At 71.4% G+C, this 12,066-nt stretch carries 15 protein-coding genes; 5 read left to right on the forward strand and 10 right to left on the reverse strand.

The features are described from left to right. Window positions 1–113: 113 nt before the first annotated feature. The 3 genes from ABEE00_RS00705 to ABEE00_RS00715 are packed head-to-tail and all read right to left on the reverse strand — an operon-like array spanning window position 114 to window position 2,313. Window positions 114–968 carry a recombinase RecT gene (locus tag ABEE00_RS00705; protein ID WP_345743168.1) on the reverse strand — a complete coding sequence of 285 codons (855 nt, stop codon included), beginning with the start codon at window positions 966–968 and terminating at the stop codon, window positions 114–116. Further along, a complete protein-coding gene (locus tag ABEE00_RS00710; protein WP_345743169.1) occupies window positions 965–2,023 on the reverse strand; it encodes a YqaJ viral recombinase family nuclease in 1,059 nt (352 codons plus the stop codon). The genes ABEE00_RS00705 and ABEE00_RS00710 overlap by 4 nt, the downstream gene beginning before the upstream one ends. Then, window positions 2,020–2,313 carry a helix-turn-helix domain-containing protein gene (locus ABEE00_RS00715; RefSeq protein ID WP_345743170.1) on the reverse strand — a complete coding sequence of 98 codons (294 nt, stop codon included), beginning with the start codon at window positions 2,311–2,313 and terminating at the stop codon, window positions 2,020–2,022. Before ABEE00_RS00715 ends, ABEE00_RS00710 begins: the two co-directional genes overlap by 4 nt. A 229-nt stretch (window positions 2,314–2,542) precedes the next feature. Between ABEE00_RS00715 and ABEE00_RS00720 the strand changes: the two genes are divergently transcribed. Next, complete coding sequence (locus tag ABEE00_RS00720) at window positions 2,543–2,953, forward strand: helix-turn-helix domain-containing protein (RefSeq protein ID WP_345743171.1); 411 nt, start codon at window positions 2,543–2,545, stop codon at window positions 2,951–2,953. Between the two features lie 128 nt (window positions 2,954–3,081). Next, the gene (locus tag ABEE00_RS00725; protein WP_345743172.1) at window positions 3,082–3,534 is read left to right on the forward strand and encodes a hypothetical protein; all 453 of its coding nucleotides are present in this window, start codon (window positions 3,082–3,084) and stop codon (window positions 3,532–3,534) included. A gap of 378 nt (window positions 3,535–3,912) precedes the next feature. On the opposite strand, the gene ABEE00_RS00730 is transcribed toward ABEE00_RS00725, so the two are convergent. The 3 genes from ABEE00_RS00730 to ABEE00_RS00740 form a co-directional block, all read right to left on the reverse strand. Continuing rightward, on the reverse strand, window positions 3,913–4,128 hold the full coding sequence (locus ABEE00_RS00730; protein ID WP_345743173.1) for an EF-hand domain-containing protein: 216 nt from the start codon (window positions 4,126–4,128) through the stop codon (window positions 3,913–3,915). Between the two features lie 66 nt (window positions 4,129–4,194). Then, window positions 4,195–4,959, reverse strand: coding sequence for a glucose 1-dehydrogenase (locus ABEE00_RS00735; RefSeq protein WP_345743174.1), 765 nt, complete (start codon window positions 4,957–4,959; stop codon window positions 4,195–4,197). Next, the gene (locus ABEE00_RS00740; protein ID WP_345743175.1) at window positions 4,956–5,591 is read right to left on the reverse strand and encodes a TetR/AcrR family transcriptional regulator; all 636 of its coding nucleotides are present in this window, start codon (window positions 5,589–5,591) and stop codon (window positions 4,956–4,958) included. The genes ABEE00_RS00735 and ABEE00_RS00740 overlap by 4 nt, the downstream gene beginning before the upstream one ends. Window positions 5,592–5,710: 119 nt before the next feature. On the opposite strand from ABEE00_RS00740, the gene ABEE00_RS00745 reads away from it, so the two are divergent. Continuing rightward, a complete protein-coding gene (locus ABEE00_RS00745; protein ID WP_345743176.1) occupies window positions 5,711–6,988 on the forward strand; it encodes an extracellular solute-binding protein in 1,278 nt (425 codons plus the stop codon). A 154-nt stretch (window positions 6,989–7,142) separates the two neighbouring features. Here the strand turns inward: ABEE00_RS00745 and mltG are convergent, their stop codons facing one another. Then, window positions 7,143–7,931: an endolytic transglycosylase MltG gene (gene mltG / locus ABEE00_RS00750; RefSeq protein WP_345743177.1), complete on the reverse strand. Its 789-nt coding sequence runs from the start codon at window positions 7,929–7,931 to the stop codon at window positions 7,143–7,145. Between the two features lie 67 nt (window positions 7,932–7,998). Here mltG and ABEE00_RS00755 point away from each other — a divergent pair, with 67 nt between their 5' ends. Next, complete coding sequence (locus ABEE00_RS00755) at window positions 7,999–8,685, forward strand: pentapeptide repeat-containing protein (protein WP_345743178.1); 687 nt, start codon at window positions 7,999–8,001, stop codon at window positions 8,683–8,685. A 125-nt stretch (window positions 8,686–8,810) separates the two neighbouring features. Here the strand turns inward: ABEE00_RS00755 and ABEE00_RS00760 are convergent, their stop codons facing one another. Beyond that, window positions 8,811–9,308 (reverse strand): hypothetical protein, encoded by a 498-nt coding sequence (locus ABEE00_RS00760; RefSeq protein WP_345743179.1) that lies wholly within the window; start codon window positions 9,306–9,308, stop codon window positions 8,811–8,813. 271 nt (window positions 9,309–9,579) lie between these two features. Continuing rightward, the gene (locus ABEE00_RS00765; protein WP_345743180.1) at window positions 9,580–10,155 is read right to left on the reverse strand and encodes a TerD family protein; all 576 of its coding nucleotides are present in this window, start codon (window positions 10,153–10,155) and stop codon (window positions 9,580–9,582) included. A gap of 226 nt (window positions 10,156–10,381) precedes the next feature. Between ABEE00_RS00765 and arfB the strand changes: the two genes are divergently transcribed. Continuing rightward, window positions 10,382–10,813: an alternative ribosome rescue aminoacyl-tRNA hydrolase ArfB gene (gene arfB / locus ABEE00_RS00770; protein WP_345743181.1), complete on the forward strand. Its 432-nt coding sequence runs from the start codon at window positions 10,382–10,384 to the stop codon at window positions 10,811–10,813. A gap of 106 nt (window positions 10,814–10,919) precedes the next feature. Here arfB and ABEE00_RS00775 read toward each other — a convergent pair whose 3' ends face one another. Next, on the reverse strand, window positions 10,920–11,441 hold the full coding sequence (locus ABEE00_RS00775) for a flavin reductase family protein (protein WP_345743517.1): 522 nt from the start codon (window positions 11,439–11,441) through the stop codon (window positions 10,920–10,922). Window positions 11,442–12,066 lie beyond the last annotated feature (625 nt).

Raw genomic sequence — 12,066 nt, forward strand, 5'->3', positions numbered from 1 at the left:
GACCGGGTCCATACCCAGTCCGAAGCATCCACGCTCAACGCAACGTCCTTGCAGTGTGGTTCGGCAGGTGAGAGGGCCGCCCCGCGGCACAGGCGGGGCCAGGAAGGAGCGGGTTACGCCGCGGCTGCCGCAGAGGCGCCGGTGTTCTCCTCGGTGTCTGCGGGCTCGTCCTGGTCGACGAGCTCGCCCTCGACGTAGTCGGGCACGACGTCGAGACCGGATTCGGATACGTCGCGGCGCACGCTGCCGTCGTGCGCGACGGCGTGCGCGAGCTCGGCCGATTTCGGCAGCAGCTTGAAGAGCTGCCGAACGGTGGTCTTCTTCGCCATGGCGTCGTAGTCGGTGCGCCACGGGCCCGAGCTCTTCGCCGTGGAGCGCTGCCGGATGCGCTCGACGTCGCCGGGGGAGAGCACGACGAACGCCGAGCCACCGTTCTTGAGCCGGGCGACGGCGTAGTACGCGACCGGCTGCCCGCGGTCGGCGCTCATCGAGGGCACGTGCCGCAGCACCGGGTCGAGGCCGTACGCGTAGTCGAACTCATCGCCTGCGTACACGGTCTGGGTATCGAGGCCGGCGGCGAGCGGGTGCTGCCAAAAGAGCCTGATCATGCCCTGATACCCGATGACGAGCTGCACCTCGTAGGCGCCCGCTTCGCGGTTGTAGAAGGGCAGCAGATACGCCTCGCCCAGCGCCCCGCCGGGCTCCAAACCGAGCTGCGCGCACGTCATCAGCGCCCCGCCGAACGAGGCTTGCGTGCACTCCGACAGGTGCCGCACGCGCCGCAGCTCGGTAAGCGCGATCCGGGCGACACGGTCGGGGCTGATGTGCTCAGGCAGCGCACGGGCGAGCTCGCCCCGCATCGACTCGACGAACTGCGCGAGCGAGGGCTGCCCGCCGGCTGGCTGCTTCGCGGCCTGCTTGCCGGCCGCGGCCTTCTTCGCGACGCGCTGCGTCAGGTCCGTGGTCACTTCTTCCCCCTCGGGCTGGGCACGATCAGGCGGCGCGCACGGTGCGCGCGGTAGGTCTCGGGGTGGTCGGCGGCAAGCCGCGCGGTGTCCAGCGCGGGCGCGGAGCGCGTGTACTGCTCGGCGAGGACGGGGTGCGCAGCCCGGAAGCGCTTCGCCGACAGGGGGCCGTTCTGTTTCCAGGTGAACGCGACCTCGTCGCGGCACCGGACGACCTCGGCCTCGCCCGCCAAGGTCTTGAGCCGGTTCTCGACGAGGCGGCGCTCGTCGGCGAGCTGCTGCTCGCGGGTCTTGAGCGCGGCGAGCTCGTCGAGCAGCGGCTCGACCTCGTCCGGGTCGGCGACCGTGACCGCGTCCGGCCGCACCTCGTAGAGGTGGGCGAGCAGGTCGGCGGTCGCGGGAGAGCCGTCGGCGGGCGGCGGCGTGCGCTCCTGCACGTGACGCCAGAATTCGCCCACCAGTTCGACCAAATGAGCGACGAGGGACTCGTCGCGCTCCACGGTGTGCACCACCATGCGCTGACCGCCGACCAGGGCGGCGACGTGCGCGCGGCGGTAGCCGGTCACCGCGAGGTACCAGTGCGATTGCAGCGCGGGCCCGTCCGGCACGCTCTCGCGCCACTCCTCGGCCTGGAACGCCGAGCGGGTCTTGACCTCCAAAACCGCTGGCTCGTCGGGCTGTTCGGGGTCGGTTACGAGGCGGTCGAGGTTGGCGAGCATCCACGGCCGCTGGTTGTGCGCCAGGGTGCCGGGCCCCTCGGTCACGGGCAGCCCGGTGCGCTCGGCGAACGCATCGGCGACCAGCGGTTCGAGGGTGCGGCCCCAATAGGCGGCCTCGTCGAGCACCGGGTCGCGCGGCAGGTCCGGCAGTTCGCCGACCTTGTCGAGGTAGACCTCAAGCGGACTGCGGTAGCGGTCCATGCCCAGCACCGCCGCGACTTCGGAGCCGCCAATACCCCCGCGGCGTACGGCGAGCCACGCCTCGCGGTCCTCGCGGTTGAGGCCAGGCGTCGCGATGACCACCGCGGCCGGCGCGGCGCAGGAAGCGGCGCGGCTCATGCCGCGGCCCCCGCGCACAGGGCGTCGCTCTCGTCGGCGGGCACCGCGCGGCCGGTCGGCGTGAACAGGATGAGCAGATCCACGCCGATCACGCGGCACACCTCGTGCGCGACCTGCGGTGCGGCGGTACGGGTCTCGCCCTGCACCAGGGCGTGAATCGTTCCGTGCGAGACGCCCGCCGCGGCGGCAAGATCACGGATGCTGATGCGGGAGCCGGTGCCGGTGCGCTCCATCAGGCGCCGCAGCAGATCCGGGCTCACCAGCCGGTATCGGTACAGAGGAACAGCCATGCGTCGCCCCCCGAGGCAGTTGGCCAAATAATTGGACAGCGACAGCATGGCAAGCCCGTGATCATGCTGTCCATATTTTTAGCCAATCTGTTCTGCCTGGCTACGCGACCCGGCCGGGTCGCGTAGCATGCCCAGAAATCTGGACGCACTGTCCAGGTGATATCGCCACACAGTCGACCGCTCGGGCGGACGCGCGCTCGCCACCCACGGCCAGGAGGGACGAACGGTCATGACCGCCGACCACGCGACAGAACTCAGCGACCTGCTGCGCGAAAGGCGCGCGGAACTCGGCCTGAGCCTGCGCGAGCTCGCCGACCGCTGCCTCGACCCGGACAACCCCGACGAGGGCTCCCTGTGGAAGCGCAGCACCCTCGCCAACCTGGAAAAGGGCGACATCAAGCCCCCGAAACTCGCCGAGCTGCGCGCGCTCGCCGCCGGGCTCGACTGCCCGCTTGGGCGTTTGCAGGATGCTGCGGGAAGCCAGTTCTTTGGGCTCGCCTCCGTCTGGGGTGAAGAGGATGACGTGCGCGTGCTCGTGCGGCGCTACCGGCAGATGTCCCCCGAGGATCAGCGGAGGCTCCAAGGCATCGTCGACACATGGTCCGGTGCATTAGATCGAGAAGAGTCCCACGCGGGGTGACGAGCGTACCTGCTGGTCACAGAGGCGCTTGGTGTGCATGATGGGGCAGGCAACGGGGGCGTGTGGCCGAGAGTGGCCCCCTGTTCGAACACTTGACCGTATGGGGCGAAGCTGAGGGGGCGCCTGCCATGGAGGTGTACGAGTCCACCGGGACGCACTTCGAGATCGACCACGGATGCTGGCCCGACGGCGTCGCCGTGCACAGCGCGGACGAGCCGGGATATGTGGTCGTACGCGTCCGGCCGGGGCACATCACCGACGAACTGTGCCGCGAGCTCAACGAGTTGCACGCGCACATCCTCGGAACCGGCCTGTGGGTGCAGCGCTGGGACCCCGAAGCGGAAGACCTCGCCAGCCAGACCGACCCCTGTGGCAAGGCGTGCGTGCGGTGGGAGCGGGTCGCCGAGGACGAACTGCCCCTCGGCGCGCTGTGCGTGCCCGTCGAGCGCGCGGGGTCCTTCGTCTGGCTCGTCCACCGCGACCACGCCACCGAAGAGTTCTGCGCCGGCATGAACGACTACCTCGACCGCGTCGTCGGCCGCGGATGGGTCCAGCGCTGGCAGCCGCCGAAGGCGGCGTAAGCCGTTATTGCAGGTGAGCAAGGGCTTTCAGTGAGCTCGACGTGAGCCCGAAGTGAGCCCGGATGCGCCGTGACAGGCCACCATCGGCCACCACGACGCATCCGGGACACCGCCTCTGACCAGCGGGAACGGCACCTGTGGTCAGTCGGCGTCAGTCGTCATCATGATCATTCTCCGACTTGTAAACAGAAGGCCGTCGGTTCGAATCCGACAGGCGGCTCCAGGTCATAGCAGTGATGCCCCGTTCCGAGGTGCTTGGAACGGGGCATCGTTGTGCGGTGCGGGGTGCCCGTACGGGGCGGGGTGGGGGTTTCTCGGGGTGGGCGCACAGCGGCCCCCGAGGGAACTCGGGGGCCGCTGTTGCCAGGGGCAGGGGGCTCAGACTTCCTGGGCCCGTTGGTAGAACTCGTCGAAGGACAGGACGCCGTCGCCGTTGTCGTCGCGGGTCTTGAGGATCGCCTCGGCCAGCGCGACGGTGTAGTGGCGGTCGCCCAGTTCCACCATGGCCTGCTGGAACTCGACCGGGGTGACGTAACCGTCGCCGTTCCGGTCGAACTTCTCGAACGTCTTGCGTGCTGCGTCTATGTCGGCCACGGAAGCCTTCCTCCGGCTGCTCGGCAATCTGGCCCGTACAGAGTAGAGGGGCCGGGGCGCCGAAGTTCAGCCGCCCACCACGGACTTCACGGTGGGGCCCGTTGTCCAGCCGCCGTCGACGGCGAGCTCGGCGCCCGTGACGTACGCGGCGGAGTCGGAGAGCAGGAAGCACACGGCGTCGGCGATCTCGTGCGGCTCGCCGACGCGGGCCATCGGGGCGCCGGGGAAGTTGCCCTCGCCCTTCTGGATGCCGACCTGGGCGGTCATGTCCGTGTATGTCATGCCGGGGTGCACGGAGTTGACCCTGATGCGCTCCTCGCCGAGCTCGACCGCGGCGATCTTGGAGAGGCCGCGCACGCCCCACTTGGACGCGCCGTACCCGGCGGTCATCGCGAGGCCCATCAGGCCGGCGGCCGAGGAGATGTTCACGATCGATCCGGCGCCGGCCCGGCGCAGCGCGGGCAGCACGGCCTTGAGGCCGATGAACACGCCGTTGAGGTTGATGTCGACGACGCGGCGGAAGTCCTCGACGGAGACCGTCTCCAGGGGCTGGCCCATGGCGATGCCCGCGTTGTTGACCAGGCCGTGCAGCGCGCCGAACTCGGCGACCGCGTACTCCACGACCCGCCGCCAGTCCTCCTCCGAGGTGACGTCGTGGTGGGCGAAGCGCGCGCTGTCGCCGAGTTCGGCGGCGAGGGCCTGGCCGGTCTCGTCGAGCACGTCGGTGAGGACGACCTGCGCGCCGGCGGTCACGGCCCGCCGCGCTGTCTCCGCGCCGATGCCGCGCGCCGCGCCCGTGATCAGGACCGTCTTGCCGGTCAGCGAGTTCATATGAGGCTCCAGGGAGGGGTGCTGAGGGATTCGATGGTGCGCGCCACCAGCGCCGCTGGGCCCTCGGGGCCGTCGGCCGGGGCGTCGGGGGCGGCGGCCCAGCTCTCCACCGCGATGCGCACCGCGGTGTTGGCGGTGCCGGCGGCGAGTCTCAGGGGGAGCCCTTCCGGGTCGTGGCCGGTGCGTTCGGCCAGGACCCCGGCGAGCGCCACCTCGGACTCGTAGTGCGCGTCGTTCCACACCGAGCGCAGCGCGGGCGCCTCCTCCGCCTGCCGCAGCAACTGCCGTACGCAGCCCATGGCCCGGGCGTTCTCTTCGTCGTCGGCGGAGAGCGCGGCGCGGGCCGCGTGGGTCAGGGCCTCGGGGACCGTGAGCCCGTAGGGGGCGTCCCTTACGGCATCGACCCAGCGCCGTACGCCGACGGAGAAGACCGGTGCGACGGCCTCCTCCTTGGTCGCGAAGTAGCGGTAGAAGGTGCGCGGCGCGACGCCCGCCTCGCGGGCGACGTCCTCGGCGCGGGTGGCCCGCAGGCCGTGCTCGATGAACAGGGCCGCGGCCGTCCGTGCGATCTCCAGCCGGGTCTCGGCCTTGCGCCGCTCGGTGAGGGAGGGAGAGGTGCTGGTGCCGGGCATGTGCAGCAGGGTATGCCTGCTTGGCACAATGTGCCACCTGAGGCGTACGGTGCCTTTTGACGTGGTCACGGAAGCCGGTGGGCGTCGTGAGGAAGCGGAGCGAGAGAGGGGACGGACCGGTGCGTCGGCGGCGGTTTCTGCAAGGTGCGGCCGGTGCTGCCGGGACGGCCGGCGCCGCGGCGTTCGGGCTCGGCGGCTGCGGCGCGGAGGCGGGCGACGGCGAACCGCTGAAGGTGCTGGCGGCGAGCTACGACAAGAGCGTCGGCGCCTCGATCGTGCGGCAGTGGAAGGAGTTCGCGGCGCGCTTCGAGAAGAAGCACCCCGACATCGCCGTCGACCTGGAGTTCGTCAGCTTCAGCAAGATCGACAAGGTGCTGTCGCAGCGGGTGCGGGACGGCAGGGCGCCGGACATCGCGCAGTCCAACAGCTTCGCCGACTACGCCGAGGAGCACCGGCTCTACAGCGCGCCCGAGCTGTTCAGCATCCCGGCCCAGGCGGACTTCATCGCCTCCTTCGCGCGGGCGGGGGAGGTCAGCTTCACCCAGTACGGGATCCCCTGCCTGGCCAGCGTGCCGCGGCTGTTCTACAACCGGAAGCTGTTCGCGAAGGCCGGGATACCGGGGCCGCCCGGGAGCTGGAAGGAGCTCGCCTCGGCGGCCCGCGCCCTCAAGTCCTCCGGCGTGCGCATCCCTTACGGGTTGCAGCTCGGCCCCGAGGCCGCCGAGGACGAGGCGCTGGCCTGGATGACGGCGGGCGAGGGCGGCTATGTGAGCAGCGGGGGCTACGACTTCCGGAGCCCGGCCAACGTACGGACGCTGGAGTGGCTGCGCGACGAGCTGGTCGAGCCGGGCCTCGCGGGCCCCGACCCCGCCAAGCTCACCCGCACCCAGGCGTACGGGGGCTTCCTGCGCGGCCAGGTGGGGATGCTGCTGGCGCACCCCGTACTGCTGGGGACCGCGCACGCGGCGCATGTCCCCTACGGGCACGGGCCGTTCCCCGCGCGGCGCGGCGGTCCTGCCGCGCCGGTCGGGCTGAACGACTGGATGATGGCGTTCCGCAGCGGCGGGCGGCGCAAGGACGCGGGCAAGTTCCTGACCGCCCTGTACGCCGACATGAAGTCCCCGATGGGGTACCTAGGGGGACAGGGCACGCTCCCGGTGCGCACCTCCACGCTGGAGAAGCTGCGGGACGACCGGGAGCAGCGCGAGCTGTGGAAGTTCATCGACGACATGGGGGACGCCGAGTTCCAGCCGGTGAGCCGGAGTTCGTGGGACACCGTGAAGCCGGCCGTGCGGGAGCGGATCGGCAAGGCCGTACTCCCGGGCGGCAAGCCGTCCTCCGTACTGTCCGGGCTCCAGCACACGGCGGACAAGGCGGAGATCGCGGCGCGCAGGTAGGACCCGTAGGGGCAGTAGGGGCCCTAGGTCACCTAGGGGTCTGAGCACCCCTAGGTCCCCTACGGCCCCTAGGTCCCGTAAGGGCCTCGGGCCCCCGAACCCCCACCGCCCCTAGGTGATGGAGCTCCCTAGGGGCGGTGGGTTCAGCCGGCGCTCAGGAGCCGGACCCGGACCCTCGCTGGTTCTTGTTGAACTCGTCGACCCACTTCATGTGCTGCTTGTAGCTGCTGGTGAAGCGGGTGTCGCCGGGCTTCACCGTCACGAAGAAGAGCCAGTCGCCCTTAGGGGGATCGGCCGCCGCCTTCAGGGCCTCCTCGCCGGGGTTGTTGATGGGCGTGGGCGGGAGCCCCTTGTGCCGGTACGTGTTGTACGGGCTGTCCAGCCGGGTGTCGGCGTGCGTGGTGTTCAGGGTGGAGCGGCCCAGCGCGTAGTTGATGGTGGAGTCCATCTGCAGGAGCTGGCCCTGCTGGATGCGGTTCTGGATCACCCGCGCGACCTTGCCCATGTCCTCGGGGTTGTCGGCCTCGCCCTGCACGATGCTGGCGATCTTGACGGTGTCGTACGAGTCGTCCCCGTACCGCGCGAAGCGCTCCTTCGCGGTGCTCACCATGCGGCTGACCAGCGACTTCGGAGTGGTCTTGTCGTCCACCGGATAGGTGGCCGGATACAGGAAGCCCTCGGGGTCGCCGTCCGCCGCCTCCGGCAGCTTCAACTCGCCCCGCTTCGCGGCCTTCTGTACCGCCTTCTCCGTGCTGCCCTTCGGGACGTTCAGCACCTCGTCGGCGTCCTCGTACACCTGGGACGCCCGCTGCCCCTCCGTGATCACCAGCGCCTCGCCCCGGCCGTTGCCGCCCAGCAGCTGGGTGACCAGCAGGGCCGCCGCGCCGCCCAGCACGCAGAGTGCCGCGAGCCCGATGAGCAATCGCTTCCGCTTCGTGGCCATGGGGGCAACCTAACCGCTGAGAATGTACGGAGAGGCATTGTCAGTGGCGCCGTGCACCATGAGGTCCATGGTGAACACGGCGGGGAAGAGAGCCATGCCGCGGGTGCGGCTGCCGGAGACGGCCCTGGCCGAGCTGCGTCCTTACGCGGGAGGGAGCGGTGCGGCGGGGCTCGGCCCGGACGGCGACCACGACGGAGTGGCCTTCGAGGGGCTGGACTTCGCGGGCGCGGACGGGGCGGGCTCGCGCTTCCTGGAGTGCGGTCTGTACGACTGCGGGCTCGACGGCACGGGCCTGGGGCGGTCCCGGCTGATCGGCACGGTGCTGGAGCGGGTGCACGGCGTCGGCACCGACCTGTCCTCGGGCGAGCTGCGGGACGTGGAGCTGGCCGACGCGCGGCTGGGCGGCGCCGCGCTGCACGGGGCGCGGCTGACCAGGGTGCGGGTGCGCGGGGGCAAGCTCGATGTGCCCAACTTCCGTCAGGCGGTGCTCAAGGACGTGGCGTTCGAGGGCTGCGTGCTGGTCGAGCCGGACTTCGCGGGGGCCACGCTGGAGCGGGTGTCCTTCGAGGGGTGCGTGCTGCGCGGCGTGCGGCTGGAGCAGGCCGGGCTGAAGGACGTGGACCTGCGCGGAGCGACGGAGCTGGGCATCGCTTCGGGGGCCGGCAGGCTCTCAGGCGCGGTGATCAGCGCGGCCCAACTCATGGAGCTGGCACCGGTGTTCGCGGCGGAATTGGGGGTGCGGGTGAGCGACTGAGGCGGGGCGGGGCGGGACGGAGCGCGGGGCGGAGCCGGCGAGGGGCTGCGCGCCTGCACGCTTACAGGGGCCTGTGCGCCCGCACGCCTGCACGGGCCTGCACGTCTGCCTGTACCCCTGCACGCCTACACGCGCGGGTGGCGGCTGCGCAGGGTCCACAGCACCGGGTTGTCGGCCAGCCCCTCGTGCATGTCCGTGAGGTCGGCGATCAGGTCGTGCAGGAAGTCCCTGGCCTCCCTGCGCAGCACGTCGTGCGGGAAAGAGAGCGGGGGCTCGTCGGCCGGCGACCAGTCTGCGGTGATGTCCACCCAGCCGAAGCGGCGCTCGAAGCGCAGCAGCCTGTCGCTCTCGGTGAAGTCGAGCTCGGCGCGCTGCGGTCCCGGGGAGCGGCTCCCGCGCGGGTCCTGGTCCACCTGCTCGGCGATGTCGCAGAGCGCCCAGGCGAAGTCGAGCACCGGGAGCCATCCCCAGGCGGTGGACAGCTCGCGGTCCTCCTCGGTGTCGGCCAGATACACGTCTCCGCAGAAGAGGTCGTGCCGCAGCGCCCGTACGTCCGCCGTGCGGTAGTCCGTCTGCGGCGGGTCGGGGAAGCGGTGGGAGAGCGAATAGCCGATGTCGAGCACGCCCCGATGGTGCCACGGCCGCCGGGACGGCAGTGACCGGTGGGACGGCGGCGACGACCGGTGGGACGGTGGCGACGGCGGAGCGAGGGCGCGGCGGCGGTGGGCCTGCCGCGGCGGGGCGTGACGGTGCGGCGGCGTGGGGGCGGGGCCGCGCGGACCGGCCGCCCGGCCCGCTGGATGCGGACGGGGCGGCCGGGTCACGGAAGGGCGCAGGGCGCCTCGGCACGGCGGCCTACGCCGTGCCGGAACGCCGTGCGTACGCGGCGCTGCGTCAGACGTTGACGCCGAAGTCCTGCGCGATGCCGACCAGGCCCGAGGCGTAACCCTGGCCCACGGCGCGGAACTTCCACTCCTGACCGCTGCGGTACAGCTCGCCGAAGACCATGGCGGTCTCGGTGGCGGCGTCCTCGCTGAGGTCGTAGCGGGCGATCTCGCTCTCGTCCGCCTGGTTCACGATGCGGATGAAGGCGTTGCGTACCTGGCCGAAGTTCTGGCTGCGGGACTCGGCGTCGTAGATCGAGACCGGGAAGACGATCTTGTCCACGTCGGCGGGCAGGCCGGCCAGGTTGACCTTGATCTGCTCGTCGTCGCCCTCGCCCTCACCCGTGACGTTGTCGCCGGTGTGGACGATCGACTGGTCCGGCGACTGCTTGTTGTTGAAGAAGATGAAGTGCTGGTCGGAGTAGACCTTGCCGCCGGGGTTCACCGCGATGGCGCTGGCGTCCAGGTCGAAGTCCGTGCCCGTGGTCGTGCGGACGTCCCAGCCGAGGCCGACCGTGACGGCGGTGAGGCCCGGTGCCTCCTTGGTGAGCGAGACGTTGCCGCCCTTGGACAGGCTGACAGCCATGGGGATGCCCTTCTCTCGTGAGGTTCTGGTGAGGGTGTCCGTATCCTCCACCCTCCTCAACGCGGGTGAGGGCGCGGGAGGTTCCAGTGACGGGTGCCTTTCTTTACGTTCTTTACCGAGCCACCCGAAGGGGTGCCCCGCTCCCTGCCCCGTACCGCCCCCGCTTCGGCCCCGTACCGGCGAAAACCCCGTGACGTGCGGCGGGGCGGCGCGCGACCATGGACACATGTCCGGTCCCTACGTCATCCGCGGTGCGGTCTCCCTGCCGGAGGCCGAGCTGGAGTGGCGCTTCTCCCGCTCCTCGGGCCCCGGCGGCCAGCACGTCAACACCAGCGACAGCCAGGTCGAGCTGCGCTTCGACCTGGCCCGTACGCAGGCGCTGCCCGAGGTGTGGCGCGAGCGCGCGCTGGAGCGCCTCGCGGGCCGGCTGACCGGCGACGGGGTGCTGACGGTGCGTGCGTCGGAGCACCGTTCGCAGTGGCGCAACAGGGAGACCGCCGCGGTGCGGATGGCCTCGCTGCTGGCCGAGGCGACGGCGCCGCCGCCCCGGCCGCGCCGCAAGAAGAAGGTTCCGCGCGGGGTCAACGAGCGCAGGCTGCAGAGCAAGCGCCACCGCGGACAGATCAAGCGGGGCCGCACGGGCCGCGACTGGGACTGACCCCGCGCCCGCTCCTCGCGGACCGCGTACGAAACGCGGCGCCCGGCGCCCCGTGCGGCCCCAGCCGTCCGGCGCCCCGCGCGGCCCCACCCCCGCGCAGCGGCCCTCAGCCCAGCGTCCGGTACCGCCCACGGAAGTACAGCAGCGGCCCCGCGTCGTCCTTGTGCGGCAGCGCGGCGCTCAGCACGCGCCCGATGATCAGGTTGTGGTCGCCGGCCCGCACCCGCTGCTCTGTGCGGCACTCCAGGGTCGCGAGGGCGCCGTCCACCAGCGGGGCGCCGGTCTGCTCGCCCACCGTGTGCGGGAGCTCGGAGAACAGCAGCCGGTCGCTGAGCCGCCCCTTCATCGAGAACCGGCCCGCGGTCTGGCGCTGCCCGTCGGTCAACAGCGAGGCGGCCCACAGCGGTTGGCGCTCCAGCAGCTCGTCCATGCGGGAGCCCTCGCGGAGGCTGACCATCACGAGCGGGGGCTCCAGGGAGACGGAGACGAAGGCGGTCGCGGTCATGCCGACCGGCTCGCCGCCCGTGCCCTCCTCCTCGTCGTACGACGACACCAGCACCACGCCCGCTGCCAGGCGTGCCATCGCCGCCCGGAACTCGTCCTCGCTCACCCCTCCAGCATGGGGCATCGGGGCGCGCGCCTCCGGTGCGGGCTCTCCGGGCGACGGCGAGGGCGCCGGGGCCGGCGCCGGGACCGGGGCGGAGACGGGGTCCGGGGCGTACGGAGACGGTGCGGGCTGCTGCGTTGCGTTGGACACGGCGAAGACGCTAACGGCCGCCGTTCCGCGCCCGCATCGGGCTCCGGGACCACCCGCGTAGGACTTCGGACCCACGTCGGGGACGCCCGCGGGGGAGAGCTCGGGGGCGCCCGCGGGGGAGTCAGGGGCGCCCCGTAAGGGCACTCGGGTCCCGTACGGAACCCCGTACGGGACGCGGGGGACCCGCACTCCGCAAGAGGCTCATGGGGCACTCGTACCCCTACGGGACTCAGGGGCGCTCGTGCGTGACTCGGGGGCGCCCGCCGTCGGCTCGCGCGCGCCCGCATCCGGAGCGCGGGGCGGGTTCGGGCCCCGGCGCTCGGACCTGCAAGAACGCAGAAGAACCCCAATCCCCGGAATGAACACTCCGGAAACCGGAAGGGAACACCAACTCACCATGTGAGCTTGTGACTTGAGTCACAGACGGCATGAATTGTTGACCCTGTGTACCGAGTGAACAGCTCGCTGTGATTCAGTGGCCGTTGGCAGTCGGACG

Origin of the sequence: Streptomyces odontomachicola (assembly GCF_039605595.1) — a bacterium.
In the GTDB taxonomy this organism is placed as follows: domain Bacteria; phylum Actinomycetota; class Actinomycetes; order Streptomycetales; family Streptomycetaceae; genus Streptomyces.

What these genes read in the sequence shown, in the direction of transcription:
- ABEE00_RS00715 (WP_345743170.1), bottom strand. Translation starts at nt 2,313, where the DNA reads ATGGCTGTTCCTCTGTACCGATACCGGCTGGTGAGCCCGGATCTGCTG.
- ABEE00_RS00720 (WP_345743171.1), top strand. Translation starts at nt 2,543, where the DNA reads ATGACCGCCGACCACGCGACAGAACTCAGCGACCTGCTGCGCGAAAGG.
- ABEE00_RS00775 (WP_345743517.1), bottom strand. Translation starts at nt 11,441, where the DNA reads ATGCCCCATGCTGGAGGGGTGAGCGAGGACGAGTTCCGGGCGGCGATG.
- ABEE00_RS00710 (WP_345743169.1), bottom strand. Translation starts at nt 2,023, where the DNA reads ATGAGCCGCGCCGCTTCCTGCGCCGCGCCGGCCGCGGTGGTCATCGCG.
- mltG (WP_345743177.1), bottom strand. Translation starts at nt 7,931, where the DNA reads ATGGCCACGAAGCGGAAGCGATTGCTCATCGGGCTCGCGGCACTCTGC.
- arfB (WP_345743181.1), top strand. Translation starts at nt 10,382, where the DNA reads ATGTCCGGTCCCTACGTCATCCGCGGTGCGGTCTCCCTGCCGGAGGCC.
- ABEE00_RS00740 (WP_345743175.1), bottom strand. Translation starts at nt 5,591, where the DNA reads ATGCCCGGCACCAGCACCTCTCCCTCCCTCACCGAGCGGCGCAAGGCC.
- ABEE00_RS00735 (WP_345743174.1), bottom strand. Translation starts at nt 4,959, where the DNA reads ATGAACTCGCTGACCGGCAAGACGGTCCTGATCACGGGCGCGGCGCGC.
- ABEE00_RS00755 (WP_345743178.1), top strand. Translation starts at nt 7,999, where the DNA reads ATGGTGAACACGGCGGGGAAGAGAGCCATGCCGCGGGTGCGGCTGCCG.
- ABEE00_RS00725 (WP_345743172.1), top strand. Translation starts at nt 3,082, where the DNA reads ATGGAGGTGTACGAGTCCACCGGGACGCACTTCGAGATCGACCACGGA.
- ABEE00_RS00765 (WP_345743180.1), bottom strand. Translation starts at nt 10,155, where the DNA reads ATGGCTGTCAGCCTGTCCAAGGGCGGCAACGTCTCGCTCACCAAGGAG.